This window comes from Streptomyces sp. AP-93 (genome assembly GCF_022808175.1).
Taxonomy (GTDB): Bacteria; Actinomycetota; Actinomycetes; order Streptomycetales; family Streptomycetaceae; genus Streptomyces.
This window is the reverse complement of the sequence record NZ_JALGBX010000024.1, coordinates 92,485-112,011: the sequence shown is the minus strand read 5'-3', so window position 1 is coordinate 112,011 and position 19,527 is coordinate 92,485. Positions and strand designations below refer to the sequence as shown.

At 72.3% G+C, this 19,527-nt stretch carries 15 protein-coding genes and 1 pseudogene; 11 read left to right on the top strand and 5 right to left on the bottom strand.

The window, feature by feature from the left end; translation table 11 throughout:
- Window positions 1–207: 207 nt before the first annotated feature.
- Complete coding sequence (locus MTF69_RS32615; RefSeq protein WP_243339912.1) at window positions 208–1,374, top strand: serine hydrolase; 1,167 nt, start codon at window positions 208–210, stop codon at window positions 1,372–1,374.
- On the opposite strand, the gene MTF69_RS32610 is transcribed toward MTF69_RS32615, so the two are convergent.
- Complete coding sequence (locus tag MTF69_RS32610; RefSeq protein ID WP_243339833.1) at window positions 1,352–3,430, bottom strand: DUF2207 domain-containing protein; 2,079 nt, start codon at window positions 3,428–3,430, stop codon at window positions 1,352–1,354. The two genes, MTF69_RS32615 and MTF69_RS32610, sit on opposite strands and share 23 nt — an antisense overlap.
- Window positions 3,431–3,994, bottom strand: coding sequence for a LemA family protein (locus MTF69_RS32605; protein ID WP_243339832.1), 564 nt, complete (start codon window positions 3,992–3,994; stop codon window positions 3,431–3,433).
- Between the two features lie 122 nt (window positions 3,995–4,116).
- Between MTF69_RS32605 and MTF69_RS32600 the strand changes: the two genes are divergently transcribed.
- The 3 genes from MTF69_RS32600 to MTF69_RS32590 all read left to right on the top strand — a co-directional run bounded on the left by MTF69_RS32600 (window position 4,117) and on the right by MTF69_RS32590 (window position 6,590).
- A complete protein-coding gene (locus tag MTF69_RS32600; protein WP_243339831.1) occupies window positions 4,117–4,662 on the top strand; it encodes a GNAT family N-acetyltransferase in 546 nt (181 codons plus the stop codon).
- Between the two features lie 65 nt (window positions 4,663–4,727).
- The gene (locus tag MTF69_RS32595) at window positions 4,728–5,237 is read left to right on the top strand and encodes a SigE family RNA polymerase sigma factor (protein ID WP_243339830.1); all 510 of its coding nucleotides are present in this window, start codon (window positions 4,728–4,730) and stop codon (window positions 5,235–5,237) included.
- Between the two features lie 81 nt (window positions 5,238–5,318).
- Window positions 5,319–6,590 (top strand): hypothetical protein, encoded by a 1,272-nt coding sequence (locus MTF69_RS32590; RefSeq protein ID WP_243339829.1) that lies wholly within the window; start codon window positions 5,319–5,321, stop codon window positions 6,588–6,590.
- An 80-nt stretch (window positions 6,591–6,670) separates the two neighbouring features.
- Here MTF69_RS32590 and MTF69_RS32585 read toward each other — a convergent pair whose 3' ends face one another.
- On the bottom strand, window positions 6,671–8,329 hold the full coding sequence (locus tag MTF69_RS32585; protein ID WP_243339828.1) for a bifunctional 3'-5' exonuclease/DNA polymerase: 1,659 nt from the start codon (window positions 8,327–8,329) through the stop codon (window positions 6,671–6,673).
- Window positions 8,330–8,586: 257 nt separating this feature from the next.
- Here MTF69_RS32585 and MTF69_RS32580 point away from each other — a divergent pair, with 257 nt between their 5' ends.
- From MTF69_RS32580 to MTF69_RS32570, 3 genes are all read left to right on the top strand, one after another.
- Window positions 8,587–9,765: a DUF2786 domain-containing protein gene (locus MTF69_RS32580; RefSeq protein WP_243339827.1), complete on the top strand. Its 1,179-nt coding sequence runs from the start codon at window positions 8,587–8,589 to the stop codon at window positions 9,763–9,765.
- Window positions 9,766–10,133: 368 nt separating this feature from the next.
- A complete protein-coding gene (locus MTF69_RS32575; protein WP_243339826.1) occupies window positions 10,134–12,251 on the top strand; it encodes an FUSC family protein in 2,118 nt (705 codons plus the stop codon).
- A gap of 103 nt (window positions 12,252–12,354) precedes the next feature.
- Entirely contained in the window at window positions 12,355–12,591 is a 237-nt protein-coding gene (locus MTF69_RS32570; RefSeq protein ID WP_112450436.1) for a DUF397 domain-containing protein, read from the top strand.
- 97 nt (window positions 12,592–12,688) lie between these two features.
- Here MTF69_RS32570 and MTF69_RS32565 read toward each other — a convergent pair whose 3' ends face one another.
- Window positions 12,689–13,177, bottom strand: coding sequence for an ATP-binding protein (locus MTF69_RS32565; protein WP_243339825.1), 489 nt, complete (start codon window positions 13,175–13,177; stop codon window positions 12,689–12,691).
- A 341-nt stretch (window positions 13,178–13,518) separates the two neighbouring features.
- Between MTF69_RS32565 and MTF69_RS32560 the strand changes: the two genes are divergently transcribed.
- The 4 genes and pseudogenes from MTF69_RS32560 to MTF69_RS32545 all read left to right on the top strand — a co-directional run bounded on the left by MTF69_RS32560 (window position 13,519) and on the right by MTF69_RS32545 (window position 18,700).
- Window positions 13,519–14,379, top strand: a complete 861-nt coding sequence (locus MTF69_RS32560; protein WP_374324626.1) for a helix-turn-helix domain-containing protein — start codon at window positions 13,519–13,521, stop codon at window positions 14,377–14,379.
- A gap of 110 nt (window positions 14,380–14,489) precedes the next feature.
- Window positions 14,490–15,947 carry an aldehyde dehydrogenase family protein gene (locus tag MTF69_RS32555; RefSeq protein ID WP_243339824.1) on the top strand — a complete coding sequence of 486 codons (1,458 nt, stop codon included), beginning with the start codon at window positions 14,490–14,492 and terminating at the stop codon, window positions 15,945–15,947.
- Window positions 15,948–16,007: 60 nt separating this feature from the next.
- Window positions 16,008–18,077: pseudogene (gene mrdA, locus MTF69_RS32550) on the top strand (penicillin-binding protein 2); the annotation flags it as partial.
- 119 nt (window positions 18,078–18,196) lie between these two features.
- Entirely contained in the window at window positions 18,197–18,700 is a 504-nt protein-coding gene (locus tag MTF69_RS32545; RefSeq protein WP_243339822.1) for a DinB family protein, read from the top strand.
- Window positions 18,701–18,785: 85 nt separating this feature from the next.
- On the opposite strand, the gene MTF69_RS32540 is transcribed toward MTF69_RS32545, so the two are convergent.
- Window positions 18,786–19,424, bottom strand: a complete 639-nt coding sequence (locus MTF69_RS32540; protein ID WP_243339821.1) for a PadR family transcriptional regulator — start codon at window positions 19,422–19,424, stop codon at window positions 18,786–18,788.
- Between the last annotated feature and the right edge of the window lie 103 nt (window positions 19,425–19,527).

Genomic DNA, 19,527 nt, shown 5'->3' with positions numbered 1-19,527 from the left:
TCGCTCCAGCATGCGCGTATCGCATCCCATGCCGGCAAACAATCCTTTCCCGTCGGTGAAAGCCCAGTTGGGCCGGGGGCCGGTCACACCGTACTGGGGTACCCCGGCCTTCCGGTCGCCCGGCCCCCGGCGCGGGGCTACGTTGGACGGGTGAGCACGACACGGTTGCGCAGGGCGGCTGTGGGAGCGGCCGCAGCGGGGCTCCTGATGGTGCCCGTGGGGGCCGGTGCCGGGTACGCAGTGGATGCGCCGACACCTCCGGCGGCGAGCAGTCCGGCCGTCTCCGATGAGTTTGCGCAGCTCACCCCCGCCGTGGCGCGGCAGTTGGACGACGCCATCCGGAAGGTGATGGACGAGGCCAAGGTGCCCGGGGTCCAAGTGGCCCTGTCGGCGCCGGGCAAGGGAGCGTACGTACGGGCCTTCGGCGTGGCCGACAAGGCCACCGGGGCGCCCATGACCGACGCCCTCAACATGCGGATCGGCAGCGAGACCAAGACCTTCACCGTGACCGCGATGCTGAAGCTGGTCGACGAGGGCAAGATCGGGCTGGACGACCCCATAGGGAAGTACGTCGACGGCGTGCCGGGCGGTGACCGCATCACGCTGCGCGAGCTGGCCGGCATGCGCAGCGGGCTGTTCAACTACTCCGCCGACGAGGACTTCTTCAAGGCGCTGACCAGCGATCCCCAGCGGCCCTTCACCCCGCAGGAACTGCTCGCGTACTCCTTCAAGCACCCGGTGCTCTTCGAGCCGAACGCGGAGTTCTCCTACTGCAACACCAACCTGATCCTGATCGGGCTCGTCGTGGAGAAGGTCAGCGGGCAGACGCTCGCCGACTACATCAACGAGGAGGTCAGCGAGCCCGCCGGGCTGAAGAACACCCTCTTCCCGACGGGCGCCGAGTTCCCGACCCCGCACGCCCAGGGCTACACGGACCAGACGGCTTCGGGGAAGACCGAGGACTCGGCGGACTGGAACCCCTCCTGGGGATGGGCCGCCGGAGCGATGATCTCCGACCTCACGGACCTGCGGCGGTGGGCCGAGGTGCTGGCCACCGGTGAGCTGCTCACCCCCGCCACCCAGGCCGAGCGCCTCGACGTCGTACCGGCCCTGCCGGGCACCGGCTACGGGCTGGGCATCTTCAACGTCCAGGGGTGGATCGGGCACAACGGTTCGCTGCCCGGCTACCAGTCGCTGACCGTCTACGCCCCGCAGCTGTCGAAGGCCACCCTGGTGGTGCTGCTCAACACCGACATCTCCGCCGAAGGCGAGGAGCCCAGCACTCTGTTCGGCGAGGCGATCACCAAGATCGTGACCCCGCAGCACGTCTTCACCCTCCCGGCCCAGCCCGTCACCGGGGACGAGAACCACTGACCATCCGGCGGGCCGCCGCCTCGGCGAGCGCCGGCAGGGCCGACGGGTCGGCGCCGTGCGGCAGTTCGAGCATCAGGACGTGCTCGCCGCGCCGCAGCACCAGCCGCCGCCCCCGTGCGTAGGCGACGTCGGCCTCACCCGCGCCGACCGGGGCGGCACGCCGCTTGTGGGTGGCGAGGAGCCGTCGGCCGAGGGCCCCCGAAGCGGTCTGCAGCAGCAGGGCGGTGCGGCCGTCCGGGGTGACGTAGGTACGGATGCCGAGGCCGGGCAGCGTGTCGGACGCCCGTAGCTCTGCGCGCAGGATCCGGGCGGCTTCGGCGACCGGGAGGAACTCCTCCGGATCGCCCCGCCGCAGGAGCGTGGAGAGGGCGGAGGGGACGGTGAGCCCGGGCAGCCCGGGAGCCTCCCCGGACCCGGAGTCCTGCGCGTCGTAGAGCTCGGACGGGTCCGCCGCCGGGAACAGCTCGCCCTGCGGTGAAGGCGTCACCAGCACGACGTCGTAGACGTGCCCGAGCACCGGTCCCCGCAGCACCCGTACGACGGCCCCCTCGCGCAGGGCCCCGTACAGCTCGCTGCGTACGGGCCAGGCCGTGACCGTGGTCCGGCCGCCCGGGTCGAGCGCCAGGTGGCGGACCTGCTTCCCGGTGCGCAGCCGCACCACCTCGCCCTCGCTCCAGGCCCGCCGGGACAGGTCCAGCAGGGCGGCGGCGAGGAGGAAGAGGTACCAGAGCAGCGCGGGACCGGTGATCAGCACCGGAGGCAGCTGCGCCCACGCCGCCTGCGGCGGCACCTCCCAGCTCCCGGAGGCCTGGAGCCCCCAGGTGGAGCCGACGAAGGCGAGGAGGCCGCCGTACACGTATGCCGCGAGCGGGATCACGGGCCGTCGGCCGGTCCACAGCCAGCGGGCGCCCATCAGCACGCCGGTCAGCAGGACCAGCTCCACGACCAGCAGCGGGACGCTCGGGACCGGGAGCCGGATCTCGCCCGGCGGATGCGTGTGCCACCAGGCCACCAGCAGCAGCACGATCGACGCGGATCCGGCCCGCCGCAGGGCGAGCCGCACGCTGTCGCGCGGCGGGCGCAGGGCGCGCGCCGGGGCGGGGGCGTAGCGCAGCCGGACCTCGTGCCAGCCGCCGCCGTACGTGGACCAGGCGCGCCGCTCGTCGCGCGGGCCGAGCGGGAGCACGGCGAGCGCGGAACGGGCCACCCCGGTGGCGGCGCCGTAGGCGACGTAGCGGTCCCAGACGGCCACCGCCGCCGGGGGCAGCCCGGGGAAGGACTCGTCGCGGGCCATCCACTCCCGTACGCCGAGCCAGTGCGCGCAGGCCCCGGTCCCGGCGGGCGTCTCGCGCTCCCCGGTGAGGCGGGCGACCAGCACCGAGCCGCAGGCCCAGACGGCCAGGCCGGTGGCCAGGGACATGAACCAGCCGCCGGGCCCGGCCAGCGACACGAACAGGACGGCCGCCAGGGCCCCGGGAGGCACCGCCGCCAGCGTCAGCCCGGCCTTCAGCGGCGCCGGGTAGCGGTCCCGGGCCAGTCCGCGGGACCGGGCATCGGCGGCCACCGCCCGGCGGAAGGCACGCCACCAGCCCCGGTCCTCGTCCTCGGTGCCCCGGGCCAGGGCGCCGACGGGCAGCACCCCGCCGGAGGCCAGGGCCGTGACCCGGGCCAGCACCAGGGCCTCGTAGGGGAGCAGGTCCTCCGCGGCCGTACCGGTGGCACCGGTGGCACCGGCCGTACCGGTGGCACCGGTGGGCTTCCCCCGGGGCGGCCGGATGCGGACGAGGGTGTCGCGCGGATCGGGGCCGGTCTGCTCCAGGGCGAGGAACCCGCGCGCGGCCAGGTCCAGGAGCGTGGCGCGCGGGGCGCCGCGACCGGACTCCCAGCCGCCCGTCAGGAACTCCACCAGCGCGGGCGGCTCAGGCCGCAGCTCCATCGTCGGCCCGTCGGCGGCCAAGGGCGCGGGCCGGGTGGCGGCCACCGCCCAGCCGAAGGCGGACAGCCACAGCAGCGTGCTCACCAGGGTGGCCGCCGCGACGAACCAGGTCCAGGTCACCTAGAACCTGACCTGGACCGGGCCGGTTTCGCCCTCTCCCGCGCCGAAGAACGCGCGGACGCGGAAGCCCAGGGGTCCGGCGATCAGCAGGGTCGGGAAGGCGGAGACGGAGGTGTTGTAGGCCAGCACGGCGTCGTTGTAGTACTGCCGGGCGTACGCGGCGCGGTCCTCGGTGGTCGCCAGCTCCTGTTGCAGGGAGTCGAAGGTGCCGGCGGCGCGCAGCGCCGGATAGGCCTCGGCGAGGGCGAACAGCCCGGTCAGGCCGGTGCGCAGGACGGCCTCGGCCCGCTCCTTGTTGGCGGGACCGCTCGCGGCGGCAGCCGCGTCGCGGGCCCGGACGACGGCCTCGAAGGTGCCGCGCTCGTGGGCGGCGTAGCCCTTGACGGTCTCGACGAGGTTGGGGATCAGGTCGTAGCGGCGCTTGAGCTGGACGTCGACCTGGGCCCAGGCGTTGTCGACCTGGTTGCGGCGCCGGACGAGCCCGTTGTAGGTGACGGTCAGCCAGACCGGAACCAGCAGGACGATCACGACGCAGACGATGACGATGGTGCCGAGCGGTGTCATGTGTGGCCCCCGTTGCGGGGCCGGTCCCCTGCCGGCCCGGCCGTAGCGTAGGGCGACGCAGGTGGATTGGGACCCCCCGCGCACAATGGAATCGGCGCGCGGAGTGGACGAGGGAGAGCGATATGAACGGTCGGACGACACAGGGTGAAGTCCTGGGGGCGGGAAACCCGGACAAGGTGCTCCTGCGCGAGGCGGGCGAGGCGGATCTGGACACCGCCGCCGAGCTCTTCCGCGGCTACCTGGAGTTCTACGAGGTGGAGGTCGAGGACCCGGAGCGCCCGCGCGCCTTCCTGGCGGAGCGGCTGGCGGGCGGGGACTCCTTCATCCTGCTCGCCGAGGTTCCGGGGGCGGGCACGGTCGGCTTCACGCAGGTCTACCCGATGTTCTCCTCGTTGGCCATGAAGCCCGCGTGGCTGCTGGGCGACCTGTACGTGGCCCCCGCCGGCCGCCGTACGGGCGCGGGCCGCGCGCTGCTGCGCGAGGTGCTGCGCCGGGCGCGGGAGGCCGGGGTCTCGGGCGTGCAGCTGGAGACGGCGTACGACAACCTCGTCGCGCAGGGGCTGTACGAGGCGGAGGGGTTCGTCCGCGAGGAGTTCCACATGTACTTCCACGACCTCTCGGAGAACGGGTCCGGGACCGGGTCCGAGACCGGATCCGCATCAGTTTGAGATCGGCTGAAACATTCCCGGTCCTCGTCGCGTCATTGGTGTGAGACGGGCACGAGGGGGAGCGGATGGCGTACGGACGCAGAGATGGGTTCCGTGAGTTCGCGGTGGGCAGATCGGCGCATTTGTACCGGTCGGCCTGTCTGCTGACGAGCGGTGACACCCACCTCGCGGGGGATCTCGTACAGGAGACCCTCAGGCGGATGTACCTGCTCTGGGGGCGCGTCGCCCGGATAGACAATCCGGCGGCGTACGCGCAAACCGTCCTGGTGCGCGCCTTCCTGACGCACCAGCGCCGCCGGTCGGCGGGGGAGCGTCCGGTCGGGGAGTTCCCCGACGCGGGCGCCCCGGCCGGCGGCGATCCCGCGCTGCGGCTGACGCTGCTGGAGGCGCTCGGGCGGCTGGCACCGAAGGACCGGGCGGTCCTGGTGCTGCGGTACTGGGAGGACCGCAGTGTCGAGGAGACCGCCGACGCGATGAACGTCAGCTCGGCGGCCGTACGGACCCGCAGCTCGCGGGCGCTGACCCGGCTGCGGGAGCAACTGGGCGGCTCGCTCGTGGAGTTCGCGGGGCGCTGAGCCCCTCTCTCCCGTATGCACCTCTGTTCTTTCCGCTTCTCCTCATTCCACGACCCCTGTGAACGGAAGGCTTGATTCCGCATGCCCCTTGAAGATGAGCTCGGTGAAGCCCTCCGGCGTACGGGCGAAGGCTTCACGGCCGAGGGCCGCGACCTCGTGGACGCCGGGGAGCGGCGCGGGCGGCGGATGGTGGCCCGTCGCCGGGCCGCCGTGGCCGGCGGCTCGGCGCTCGCCCTGGCCTTGATCGGCTCCTTCGGGGCCTACGCGAACGGGCTGCTCGGCCCGGGCGGCGGAGGCGACCGGGGTGACGTCGTGGCGAACTCGCCGGAGCCGCCCGCGCCCCTGACGCCGCCGCCGGGCATGGACCGCACCGGCAGCGGGGCCGTCTCCGCCAAGGAGATGGCCGGGGTGTTCAAGCAGCTGCTGCCGCAGGGCCGGCTCAGCGGCATCGAGTCGAGGGGCACGGGTGACCGGATGGGCGCCCCCATGGTGTCCGGGGTCTTCGATGACGGCGAGGGCAAGGGCCGCATCGGCTTCGGCCTCAGCCGGGTGGACCCCAAGGGCGAGATGGCCGACGACATGGTGAAGTGCCCCTCCAAGGTCAATGTGAAGTACGACAGTTGCAGCTCGGAGAAGCTCCCGGACGGCTCGCGGCTGCTGCTCTTCAAGGGGTACGAGTACCCCGACCGACGGGCGGACACGAAGTGCTGGCGCGCCACGGTGGTGACCCCCCAGGGGTTCCTCGTGGACGTCCAGGAGTGGAACGCGGAGGAACAGAAGGGCGCGCCCGTCTCCCGTCCGACGCCGCCGCTGACGCTCGCGCAGCTCAAGGCACTCGTGACCTCCCCGCTGTGGCACCCCGCCCTCAACGACCTGCCGGCCGCCGGCCAGTCGCCGCAGAGGGAGCCCGTCCGCACGGGGTCGAAGGCCGTGGACATCCTGGAGGCCATGCTGAGCAAGGACGGGATCCCGGTCGTGAGCCGGGACGAGGACGGGTCCGATCTGGGCTACCTGGTGCTCGACGAGGGCAAGGGCAAGTCGCTGGTCAGCCTTCAGATCCAGCCGGACAGTGCCAAGCGCCCGGGGATGTGGGCCGACCTGTTCACATCCGCCGAGACGCTGCCGGACGGAACGAAGGTCCTGACCCGCCAGCAGGCGGGGGAGAAGGGCGGGGCCGGCGTGGTCTGGTGGAGCGCCGAGGCGCTGCGGCCGAACGGGACCCGGGTGATCGTGTCCGCGTTCAACGCCGAGAGCCAGTCGTCGGCGGCGACCCGCAAGGAGCCGGCGCTGACGCTGGCGCGGATGAAGGAGCTCGCGACGAGCTCGAAGTGGGCCTCGGAGTACGGACAGTAGGAGAAACCGGCGGGCCGGCCGCTCCTCCCTGGTTGGCGTCCCTACTTCGGGTCCCTGCTTCGGTTCCCTGCTTCGGGTCCCTACTTCGCGTCCGCGTAGCACTCCACGACGGCCGTGGTGAAGGGGAAGCGGACCGGGGTCTCGCCGAAGGTGAGGCGGCCGGCCAGGTCGCCCGCCTCGCGGATCGCCGCGGCCACGGCCTGCGCCTCCTCCTCGGGGCAGTGGACGATGACCTCGTCGTGCTGGAAGAAGACCAGCTCGGCCCGCATCCCCGCCTCCGCGAGGGACCGGCGCAGGGCGGCGAGCAGGAGCAGCGCCCAGTCCGCGGCGCTGCCCTGCACGACGAAGTTGCGGGTGAAGCGGCCGCGCGCCCGGGCGTCGGTGGAGGCGTAGCTCGGGACCCAGCCGTCGGGGGCCTCCTCGGCCTCCTCCGGATCGGCCGCCGGCGGGCAGGTCCGGCCCAGCCAGGTCCGTACGAGCCTCCCCTCCTCGCCCGCCTTCGCGGCGTCGTCCACGTAGGCGACGGCCCGGGGGAAGCGGCGGCGCAGCGCGGCCAGGTTCTTCAGGCCGTCCCCGGAGGTCTGCCCGTACACCGCGCCGAGCACGGCGATCTTCGCCATGTCGCGGTCGCCGGAGAAGCCCTGGCGGGAGATGGAGGTGTACAGGTCCTCGGGGCGGCCGGCCACCTCCATGAAGGCGGGGTCGCGGGAGATCGCGGCGAGCACCCGGGGCTCCATCTGGTCGGCGTCGGCCACCACGAGCCGCCAGCCGGGGTCGGCGACGACCGCGCGGCGGATGACCTTGGGGATCTGCAGGGCCCCGCCGCCGTTGGTGACCCAGCGGCCGGTGTAGGTGCCGCCGGGGATGAACTCGGGGCGGAAGCGGCCGTCGTGCACCCAGTCGGCGAGCCAGGACCAGCCGTGGGCGGTGTAGATCCGGTACAGCTTCTTGAACGCGAGCAGCGGCTCCACCGCGGGGTGTTCCAGGTCCTGGATCTCCCAGCGGCGGGTGGACTTGAGCTTGATCCCGGCCTCCGCGAAGGCCTTGATGACGTCGGCGGCCAGCTCGGGCCGTACGCGCCGCCCGAACGCGGCCGAGACCTCGTCCGCCAGCTCCGCGAGCCGGCGGGGCTGGCCGCGGCCCGCGTACCGCTCGCCGAGCAGCTCGGTGAGCAGGGCCCGGTGGACGTCGGCCCGCCAGGGCAGGCCCGCACGGTTCATCTCGGCGGCGACGAGGAAGGCCGCCGACTCGGAGGCCACGAGCAGCCGCATCCGGTCGGGGTGGGCGGTGGCCTCCAGCCGCTTCGCCTGGTCGGCGTGGACGGCGACGAGGGCGTCGAGCGGTACGGGGGCGGGCTGGGGGTCGAAGAGGGAGTGCTGGCTGCCGGGCTCCGCCGCGCGCTGCGGGGGATCGGGCGGTACGGGGGCGTTCGTCAGCCGGGCCCAGGCGGCGGCCGCCGAGCGGGGTTCGCCGAGGCGGCCCTCGTGGGCGAGCAGGAGCAGCTCGGCGTCCTCGATGTCGTGGCAGCGGTCTACGCGGGCGCCGGCGGCGAGGAGTCGGGGATAGACGGCCGGGGTGGACCGCCAGACCCAGCGGGTGCCGGCGGGGGCGGCGCGGATCGCTTCGGCGGGGTCGGTGGTGGTGACACGGGCTCCGCCCGTGGGCCCGTCCAGTGGCGTGGCGTGCCACCGGCCGTCGCCGTCCTCGGCGAGGGCCCACCGGGGGGTGTGCTCGCTCATGAGTGCGAGTGTCCCACCGGGGTCCGACAGTGCCGGTGCGCGCCGCGCTCGCACAGGCGTGCGCGCGCCGCTGGGTGGGGCGAAGTCCCCTACCCCCCTTCCTCCGTTCCCCGGGGCTCGGCCCCGGACCGCGTTCCTCAAACGCCGGACGGGCTGGAGGTGTACCGGGCTGCGCCCGGACCCCCTGGGGCTCCGCCCCAGACCCCGCGCCTCAAACGCCGGACGGGCTGGAAACGCGGGCATGCCAAGCTGAAGGGGTGAGAGACATCGTCGACCGGGCCTGTGAGGCCGCGCTGTACAACCAGGACGACGCCGGGCTGGATGCCGGGGCGTCGGTGCTCGTCGCCGAGGGGGACCGGTGGGGCGGGGTCGGGCAGGCGCTGCTCGCGCGCGGGGAGGCGTACCTGCGCCAGGCCTGGGAGCGCGGGTGGCGGCCTGCCGACGTGCTGCGGCTCGTGCGCCGGGACCTGGAGCAGCCGCACCTGCGGATCACCGAGGACCTGATCGCCGCCGAGGCCCGGCGGTACGCGCGGCTGCCCGAGCGGTGGACCGAGGCCGAGGTGTGGTGGGGGGACGACCCCCAGTACGGGGAGCGGCTGGTCCAGCGGGAGCGCACCGACCGCTTCAGCCTGGCCGGGACCGTCCTGGAGGTGTTCCGGCTGCTGATCCGGCTGCCGTCCATCGAGCCGGTCGGCCCGCTGCCGGGGGACCCCGCCGACGTCCTCGAACACGCGCACATCGAGCCCCGCATGCTCGGCCGGATCCGGGCGCTCCTCGCGAAGGCCGAGGCGACCACCTTCCCGGAGGAGGCGGAGGCGCTGAGCGCCAAGGCGCAGGAGCTCATGGCCCGGCACACCGTGGACGCGGCCCTGCTCGCGGTGAAGTCCGGCACGGTCCAGATACCCGGCGCCTGCCGGATCGGTGTCGAGGCCCCGTACGAGGAGGCCAAGGCGGTGCTGCTCGACGCGGTGGCGAGCGCGAACCGCTGCCGGTCCGTGTGGAACAGCGCCTACGAGTTCTCCACCGTCGTCGGCTTCGAGAGCGACCTGGAGGCGGTGGAGCTGCTGTACACCTCCCTGCTGGTCCAGGGCACCGCGGCCATGACCCGCGCGGAGGCCGGGCAGCGGGCGGGCGGGCGCAAGCGCACCAAGACCTTCCGGCAGTCCTTCCTCCTGGCCTACGCGAGCCGGCTCGGCCAGCGGCTCGCCGAGACGGCCGAGCACACGGTGGCCGACACCGTCGCCGAGGCCCCCGGCAACCTGCCGGCCCTGGTCGCCCGGGACGTGGCCGTCACCTCGCGGGCCGAGGAGATGTTCCCCCGGACCACGACGACCCGGCTGCGCGGGGCGACCGACCTCGCGGGGTGGGAGGACGGCACGGCCGCGGCCGACCGGGCACACATGGCTGACGCCCGCCGCGCCTCCCTCAGGCAGTAACCCGCCCGGGCCGCGCGCCCCGGTCGCCCTGCGGTAGCACCGGCCCGGGCCGCGCGCCCCGGCTGCCCTGCGGGGGGCTGTCCCCTACCCGCCCTTCGCCCGTTCCCCCGGCGCTGCCCGGACCCGGTCCTCAAACGCCGGACGGGCTGAATACATCCAGCCTCGCCGGCGTTTGAGGCGCGGGGTCCGGGGCGGAGCCCCGGGGAACGGGCGAAGGGCGGGGAGGGGACTTCGCCCCGCGCAGCGGGAAGGGTCGCTGCGGGACTTCGCCCCGCGCAGCGGGATGCACCCGGGGCCGGGCCCCGACGCGCAGGCGGCGCCGGGCCCGGGCTCCCGGGTTCCGCCCCCGCCAGGGCTACGCTCGGGGCATGAGCTGGGTCCGGGCACTGAAGGACACCGCCCGGGCCGGGCTGAGGGTCGAGCGGACCCGGCTCCAGCCCCTCGTCGCGCTCCGCGCCGCCGTCGGCCTGGCCATCGTCATCGGCGCGGGCCTCGCCTTCCTCGGGCCCGGCTCCGCCGCCAGCTCCGCCTTCGGCGCGTACATGGCGGCCGTCGCCACCTTCCAGAAGAGCTGGCGGCCCCGGCCCGTCCTCGCGCTCGCCGCCGGACTGACCCTGGCCGTGTCCACCTTCATCGGCTACCTCGTCGGGTCCTCGCACACCCTGGCCTTCATGCTGCTGCTCGCCGTGTGGAGCTTCGCGGCGGGCCTGATGTGGGCGGCCGGCCCCACCGCCGGCATCATCGCCTCCGGCAACGTCGCGATCATGCTGGTCACCGTCACCCTGCCCACCTCCGTGCCCCAGGCCGCCGGACACGCCGCGATGATCGCCGCCGGCGGGGTGGTCCAGGCCCTGCTGATCGTCCTGTTCCCCGTCCGGCGGTGGGGCGCCCAGCGCGACGCCCTGGCCGACGCGCTGGCCGCCGAGGCCGACTACGCGCGCCGCCTGCGCCAGGACCCGGTCGCCTCCTTCGACCCGCAGCCGCTGATGAGGGCGCGCGACGCCGCGACGGTGACGGTGCGCCAGGCCCGCCGCCGCCCCGCCGAGCTGCACGGTGCGCGGGGGCTCGCGGAGCGGATCCGGCCGGTGCTGGCCCTGCTGGCCGACCCGGCGGTCGGGGCTCCGGCCGAGGGCCCGGCGCGGGACCGGGTCCGGGAACTGCTCGCCGCGGCCGGGTCGGTGCTGGACGCCGCCGCGTCCGCGATCCGGCACGGGGAGGCGGTACGGCTGCCCGCCCCGGCCCTCGCGGTGCTGGGGGCCCCCGACACCGCCGATCTGTTCCAGGGCGCGGCGCTGCGCGCCGCGCGCAGGCTCGCCGCCCTGCTGGACGACGTACTCGAGACCGCCGAGCCGGGCTCCGGGCGCACCGCCGATCCCGGCGAGTCGATGCTGCGGCCCACCCTGCCGGCGCTCGCGCCGATGGTGCTGGCCGCCGCACGGGCCGAGCTGCGCCCCGGGTCGCCGATCCTGCGGCACGCCGTGCGGGTCACCGCCGTGGCCTGCGCCGGCTACGGCATCGGCCACGCGCTGCCGCTCGGCCACGCCTACTGGGCCCCGATGACCTCCGTCATGGTCATGCGGCCCGATTTCACGCAGACCTACACCCGCGCCGTCGCCCGCTTCGGCGGCACCCTGGTCGGGGTCGCCCTCGCGACGGCCGTGGTCCAGCTCGCGCACCCGGGGATGTACGTGTCCGGGCTGCTCGCCGTCATCAGCGCGGGCCTGATGTACACCTTCATGCGCACCGGGTACGCCGTCTCGATGGTCTTCGTCTCCGCCTACGTCGTCTTCCTGCTCGGCATGGGCGGCCTGCGCTGGGACCAGACCGTGCCGGACCGCGTCACCCTCACCCTGGTCGGCGGAGTCCTCGCGATGATCTCCTACGCCGTCTACCCGGCCTGGGAGACCCCTCGGCTGCGGACCCGCCTGGCGGACTGGGTGGCGGCCAACGGGCGGTACGCGGCAGCCGTGCTCGGGCAGTACGCCGACCCGGCCGGAGCCCGGCGGGGCGACGTACGGGCCACCCTGCTGGAGGTGCGCGACGCCCGGGTCGCCTGGCAGGAGGCGGTGGACCGGGCCGCCGGGGAGCCGGTGCGCCACCGCGGGATCTCCCAGGCGGCAGCCGAGGAGGCGGGCCGGGCCCTGGCCGCGCTGGGCCGCCACGCGATGCTGCTGGAGGCGCACTTCCCCGACCGGTCCCGGCCTCCGGTGCCGGGCGCGGCCGAGCTGGCCCGGGCGCTGCGCGAGGCGACGGAGGCGGGCGCGAAGGCGGTACGGGAGCGCCGGGTGCCCGACTGGGAGGGGGTCCGCGCGGCCCTGGCCGACGGGGACACCCCCGGCCCGGGCGTGCTGCGCGGGGCGGCGCTCCAGCTGCTGGAGTCCCTGGAGGAGGTCTCCGACGCCCTGCGCGCCCCACCCCGCCCGGAGCCCCGCCCGGAGCCCCGCCCGGAGCCCCGCCGGGAGTCCGGGGAAGGCCGTCACCCTTAGTGGTGCCTTGCGTCCGTTCGTGCACGTGCATCTGCCCATGCAGGCGTTCATGAACACAGCTATGATCCGGTGCAGTTGACATCTGCACTATCGGGGGCTTCCTGTGGACCACGCGTACAACGGGATGGCAGCTGCAGAGCTTGACGGGGTGACCTGGCAGAAGAGCAGACACAGCAACTCGCAAGGTTCCTGTGTGGAGTTCGCGAAACTGCCCGGAGGCGACGTTGCCATGCGCAACTCGCGGTTTCCGGACGGACCGGCGCTCGTCTACACGCCGGCCGAGATAGAAGCGCTGCTGCTGGGTGTCAAGGACGGCGAGTTCGACCACCTGATCAGCTGAAACCAGCTGAAGATCAGCCATGCACGTGCAGCGGCCGGGAATGATCGCCATGATCAGTCCCGGCCGCTTGCTGCATGTGTGCCGTCTATGTGGTGATTCAGTCCTGGAGCGTGAACAGCGCCCAGACCACCTTGCCGGTCAGCCGTCCCGCGAGCGGATGCCAGCCCCAGCTGTCGCTGTAGGAGTCGACGAGGAAGAGCCCGCGCCCCGACTCCAGGTCGCAGTTGCGCTCCGTCGCGTCCGGCGCGAAGTTCCCGCCGGGCCGGTCCTCGCTGGGGTCCCGCACCGCGCACACCAGCCGGGTGCTCCACCGCATCAGGTGCAGGCGCACCGGCGGCTCGCTCTCGCCCGCGGCCGGGCGGGAGTCGTCCGGGAGGGCATGGCGCAGCGCGTTGGTGACGAGTTCGGAGACGACCAGGGCCACGTCGTCGAACCGGTCGTCGAGGCCCCACTGGGCCAGGGTGGAACGCGTGAAGGTGCGTGCTCCGCGCACCGCTTCGAAGCGGGCGGGCAGGGCGCAGGACGCGGACCCGGAGACAGCCGTGGGGTCGACCGGGGGAAGCCCCTGCCGTAACGGCTCGAGCATGGTCGATCCATTCGTCCCCATGCGAGGCACTCCCGGGATTCGAAAGAACTGCGGGGCACGCAGGTGCGCGGGACCATGGTTCCGAATGGCGGAGCCGGATGCAAGGGCAGATGCACGTGCACGCGCCGGACCTGTCCGGTCCCGTGATGGTTCTTGCTCATTTCTTCCTACGCAGACTTACGGACTTCTTTTACAGCGCGGCCAAATCCGTTACAGAACGAGTACGGGCGGATGCGTTTTGGTGGCAGACTGCGGGCTTTGAGGGGCGCGGGGGCCCCTGCGACGCAGCCATCACGCGTATCCGTACGCATCCATCCACGGCATGGGGAGGGGCAGGACTCGTGACCGCAGAAGCCAGTGGTTCTGTGGTGCGCCGCATCCTCCTGGGCTCCCAGCTCAGGCGACTCCGAGAATCCCGCGGCATCACCCGTGAGGCGGCCGGTTACTCGATCCGCGCATCCGAATCGAAGATCAGCCGCTTGGAGTTGGGAAGGGTGAGCTTCAAGGCCAGAGACGTAGAGGACCTCCTCACGCTCTACGGAGTCACGGACGGCACGGAGCGGGAGTCCCTCCTGGGGCTGGTCCGCGAGGCCAACGTGGCCGGCTGGTGGCACAGTTACGGCGATGTCCTGCCGGGCTGGTTCCAGACGTACGTGGGCCTGGAAGGCGCCGCCTCCCTCATCCGCATCTACGAGGTCCAGTTCGTGCACGGCCTGCTGCAGACCGAGGCCTACGCCCAGGCCGTGGTCAGCCGCGGCATGCCCGGCGCCGGCCGCGCCGAGATCGACCGCCGGGTCGCGCTGCGCCTGGAACGCCAGAAGGTGCTGGTCTCCGAGAACGCCCCCGTCTTCCACGCCGTCCTCGACGAGGCCGCGCTGCGCCGCCCGTACGGCGACCGGGACGTGATGCGCGGTCAGCTGGAGCACCTCATCGAGATCTCGCAGCGGCCCAACGTGCACCTGCAGGTCATGCCCTTCTCCTTCGGCGGCCACGCCGGTGAGAGCGGCGCCTTCACCCTGCTGCGCTTCCCCGAGTCCGACCTCCAGGACGTCGTCTATCTGGAACAGCTCACCAGCGCCCTCTACCTCGACAAAGAAGAGGAAGTGGGGCAGTACGAGCGGGCGATGCTGCGCCTCCAGAGCGACTGCCCGGACCCCGACAAGACCCGGGATCTCCTGCGCGGTCTGCTTCAACTGTCTTGATTCACACGTACTATGACGTCTGATCAGGCCGTGATGCTTGATCGGAGCATGACGACGACCCACGGGTCTCCGGTGCAGCGCAAGGACGCGCGTTCGACGTAAGGGATGGCATGTCCATATTCGAGGACCTGGCTCACCAGTACATCGACGGCGAATGGCTGGCCGGAACCGGGTCGTGGGACATCATCGACGTCAACCCGTACAACGGGGAGAAGCTCGCGGCCATCACCGTGGCCACCGTCGAGCAGGTCGACCAGGCCTACCGGGCCGCCGAGCGGGCCCAGAAGGACTGGGCCGCCACCAGCCCCTACACCAGACGAGCCGTCCTGGAACGCGCCCTGCGGATCACCGAGGAGCGCGAGAAGGAGATCGTCGAGGCGATGATCGACGAGCTCGGCGGGACCCGTCCCAAGGCCGAGTACGAGGTCCACCTCGCCAAGGAGTTCATCCGCGAGGCCATGCAGCTGGCCGTCCGCCCCGAGGGCCGCATCCTGCCCTCGCCGGTCGAGGGCAAGGAGAACCGGGTCCAGCGCCTGCCCGTCGGGGTCGTCGCCGTGATCAGCCCCTTCAACTTCCCCTTCCTGGTCACCCTGAAGTCCGTCGCCCCGGCCCTCGCGCTGGGCAACGCGGTGGTCATCAAGCCGAACCAGAACGCGCCCGTCGTCGGCGGCGGGGTCATCGCCAGGATCTTCGAGGACGCGGGCCTGCCGGCCGGCCTGCTCAACGTCCTGGTCACCGACATAGCCGAGATAGGCGACGCGCTCCTGACCCACCCCGTCCCCAAGGTCATCTCCTTCGCCGGCTCCGACCGGGTCGGCCGGCACGTCGGCGCGGTCGCCGCCCGCCACTTCAAGCGGACCGTCCTGGAACTGAGCGGCAACAGCGCCCTGGTCGTCCTCGACGACGCCGACCTCGACTACGCGGTGGACGCGGCCGTCTTCAGCCGCTTCGTCTACCAGGGCCAGGTCTGCATGGCCGCCAACCGGATCCTGGTCGACGCCTCCGTCGCCGAGGAGTTCACCGAGAAGTTCACCACCCGCGTGCGCGCCCTGAACACCGGCGACCCGCACGACGCCGACACCCACATCGGCCCGCTGATCAACTCCTTCCAGGCCGACGCCCTCACCGCGCTCGTCGACCGCGCCGTCGACTCCGGCGCGCAGGCCCTCGTACGGGGGTCCACGCGCGGCAACCTGGTCGAGCCCACCGTGCTCGCCGGGCTCCCCGAGGACTCCCCGCTGCTCGGTCAGGAGATCTTCGGCCCCGTCGCCCTCCTCGTCGTCTTCGACGGCGAGGACGAGGCGGTCCGCCTCACCAACGCGACCCCGTACGGACTGAGCGGCGCCGTCCACACCCGGGACGTGGAGCGCGGGGTCCGCTTCGCGCAGCGCATCGAGACGGGCATGATCCACGTCAACGACTCCACCATCGGCGACGAGCCGCTCGCGGCGTTCGGCGGGGAGAAGGCCTCCGGCATGGGCCGCCTGGGCGGCGAGGCCACCGTCGAGGCGTTCACCACCCAGAAATGGATCTCGGTCCAGCACGGCCGGACACGGTTCCCGTTCTAGTCCCCGCGGGGATCTAGACTCGGGCGGGTCAGGCGATGACCAGTCCGGGGGAGAGCCGAGTTGAGCAACATACCGGAGACCGGGCGCACACCCCGGGTCCAGAACCGGCTCGTCATGATCCAGATCGTGGTGTTCTCGCTGCTGCTGACCCTCGGCGGGCGTCTGTGGTACCTCCAGATACGCAACGGCCAGGAGTACACGGACGAGGCGAAGAACAACCACACCCAGCAGGTGGTCCAGCCCGCCGTGCGCGGCTCGATCCTCGATTCCCGCGGGATCCCGCTCGCCGACAACGAGACCCGCATGGTGGTCTCCGCCAGCCGCACCGAGCTCTCCAAGATGAAGGACCGCGGCAAGGGCGTCCTCACCGAGCTCGCCGGAGTCCTGGGCCTCAGCCCCGAGGACGTGGTCAACGGCGTGCGGCTGTGCGACGCCAAGACCCCCAAGCCCTGCTGGAACGGCTCCCCGTACCAGCCGATCCCCATCACCGACGAGGCCACCACCGACCAGGTCCTGGAGATACGGGAGCACGCCGAGCAGTTCCCCGGCATCACCGCCGAGCCCACCGCCCTGCGCCGCTACGCCGGCCCCGACGGCGCCAACACCTCCCAGGTGCTCGGCTACCTCTCCCCGGTGACCGACGAGGAGATCACCAAGGCGAAGGGCTCCGACTCCCCGTACCTGCGCTCCGACCAGGTGGGCCGCAGCGGCCTGGAGCGCACCTACGACAAGGACCTGCGCGGCAAGGCGGGCATCACCCGCTACGAGGTGGACAACCTCGGCCGGATCATCGGCGAGGGAGTGAGCGACAAGCCGCAGCCGGGCGCCAACATCGTGACCTCGATCGACTCGCGCGTGCAGGCCGTGGCCGAGCGCGAGCTGAACAACGCGATGATCGAGGCCCGCAAGGGCATCGACAAGAACAACACGGGCCGCCACTACGAGGCCGACTCGGGCGCCGTCGTGGTCATGGAGTCCAAGACCGGCCGGGTCGTCGCGATGGCGTCGAACCCGACCTACGACCCGAACGCCTGGGTCGGCGGGATCTCCGCGAAGGACTACGCCTCCCTCACCGACAAGGCGTCGAACTACCCGCTGCTGAACCGCGCCATCCAGGGCCAGGCGGCCCCCGGCTCGATCTTCAAGGTGGTCTCCTCGGCGGCCGCGGTCAACGCCGGCTACCCCTTCAACCGGCTCTACGGCTGCCCGAGCTCGTACTCGGTCGGCAGCCAGGTCTTCACCAACTTCGAGTCCCAGGGCTACGGCGACATCACCATCGGCAAGGCCCTGGAAGTCTCCTGCGACACCGTCTACTACGCCATCGCCGACCAGGAGTGGAAGAAGGACGGCGGCATCAAGCCCAAGGCCAAGCCGAGCGACTGGTTCTTCAAGACCGCCCACGAGTTCGGCCTCGGCAAGCGCACCGGCATCGACCTGCCCAGCGAGGTCCCGGGCCGGGTCCCCGACCGCCAGTGGAAGAAGGACTTCTTCGAGGCGAACAAGGCCGCCTGGTGCCGCGACGGCAAGAAGAACGGCTCGTACGCCGAGAAGATCGCCTACGAGAACTGCCGCCAGGGCAACCAGCTCCGCGAGGGCGACGCGATCAACTACTCCATCGGCCAGGGCGACACCCTCGTCACCCCGATCCAGATGGCCTCCGTCTACGCCGCCATCGCCAACGGCGGCACCCTGCACCAGCCCAGCATCGGCAAGGCCGTGGTCAGCGCCGACGGCACCTCGGTCAAGGAGATCGCCCCGAAGGAACAGGGCAGGCTCCCGATGAACGCCAAGCTCCGCAAGGACATCGACGGCGCCCTCGCCGACGTGGCCACCACCGGCAGCGCGGCCTGGCGGTTCGGCGGCTGGCCGCAGAAGCAGATCCCGATGCACGCGAAGACCGGTACGGCCGAGGTCCAGGGCAAGCAGACCACCTCGTGGTTCGCCTCCTACACCGAGGACTACGCGATCGTGATGACCATCTCCCAGGGCGGCACCGGCTCCGGAGCCTCGGGACCGGCCGTCCGCAAGATCTACGAGGCGATGTACGGCCTGGACGCGAAGGGCGCCCAGGACCTGAAGAAGGCCCTGCTGCCCAAGCCGCAGACGGAGCTCCCGCCGGTCCGGCAGGAAAACCAGTGATTCCCGCCATTCCCGTGATTGCGGACGGAAGCTGACCGCAAGGGTTCGTAACGTGGTTCTCGTCAGCAGGAGAGACACGCAGGACACACGGAACAGAAGGCGGTCAGGTCATGGCTCAGATTTCCATGGAGGTCCCCGGTGACGAGCGCGGCACGCTCCTCGCCTTCGTCGAGGCCCAGCGCACGGCGCTGCGCGAGGCCGCGCAGGGGCTGACCGAGGAGCAGGCGGCGAGCCGGCCCAGTGTCAGCGAGCTCTCCCTGTCCGGGCTGCTCAAGCACGCGGCGCAGTGCGAGGAGGGCTGGCTGCGGATGGCGCAGGGCGAGACCGAGCCCCCGGAGGGCGACTGGGCCGACGGCTTCCGGCTGGTCGGGGACGAGTCCATGCCTTCGGTGCTGGCCTACTGGGACGGGATCAGGCAGGAGACGGAGGCGTTCATCACCGCCGTACCCAGCCTCGACGAGAGCTTCCCGCTGCCTCCGGCCCCGTGGTTCCCGGCGGACGCCAAGGTCTCGATGCGCTGGATGCTCCTGCACCTGGTGGAGGAGTTCGCCCGGCACGCGGGTCACGCCGACATCATCCGCGAGTCAATCGACGGCACCCGCGCCATGGGCTAGTAGTGCTGTGACCGGCAACAGCACGGGCCACGGCGCGCGGGGGTGTACCCGGCGGCGGCACCGGTGCCGCCGCCGGGGTGCGCCGCTAGCGGAGGTCCTCGGGATGCGGACCCGTCGCGAACGGGTTCGGCTCGTCGTCCGCGAGCACCCCCACGAAGGGTTCGCCCTCCCCCGCGAAGGTGTACGCGCCGCCCTCGATCCGCCCGATCAGACTGCGTGTCCACGCGGCCTCGCTGTCGGCCGAGTGCACCCACATGTTCATGATCTCGCCGATGTGCCCGAGCTGTTCGGGCCCCTCCTCCGGCGTGTAGTACGCGGTGACCCCGGCCCGCCACTGCTCGAGACCGCTGATGCGCTCCTTGAGGAGTGCGACGGCCTCGGCCCGCGGCAGGTCGACGATGAATCCGATGCCGGCCGAGAGCATGTCCATCTTCTGGTCGTACGAAGTCAGGGCCTGGCGCAGCAACGTGAGGTACTCCGCGGTGCCCTGGTCGGTGATCTCGTACTCGACGCGCGGCGGGCCGCCGACGGCGCTCGGCGCGACCTCGTGCGCGAGGAGCAGTCCCTGCTTCGCCATCTGCTTGAGCGCGTGGTAGATCGAACCGGGCTTGGCGTTGGACCACTCGTGGGCGCCCCAGAATTCCAGGTCGTTGCGCACCTGGTAGCCGTGCGCCCGTCCGTGCATGCGGACCGCGCCCAGGACCAGCAGCCGGATCGCTGACACGGGCCTCTCCCTCCTAGCTCATTTTGACTACCCTATCTCTAATCAAGTTTGACTAACCAATGAAGGCGGCCTACCTTGAGGGGGCTAGTCAAGTTTGACCATC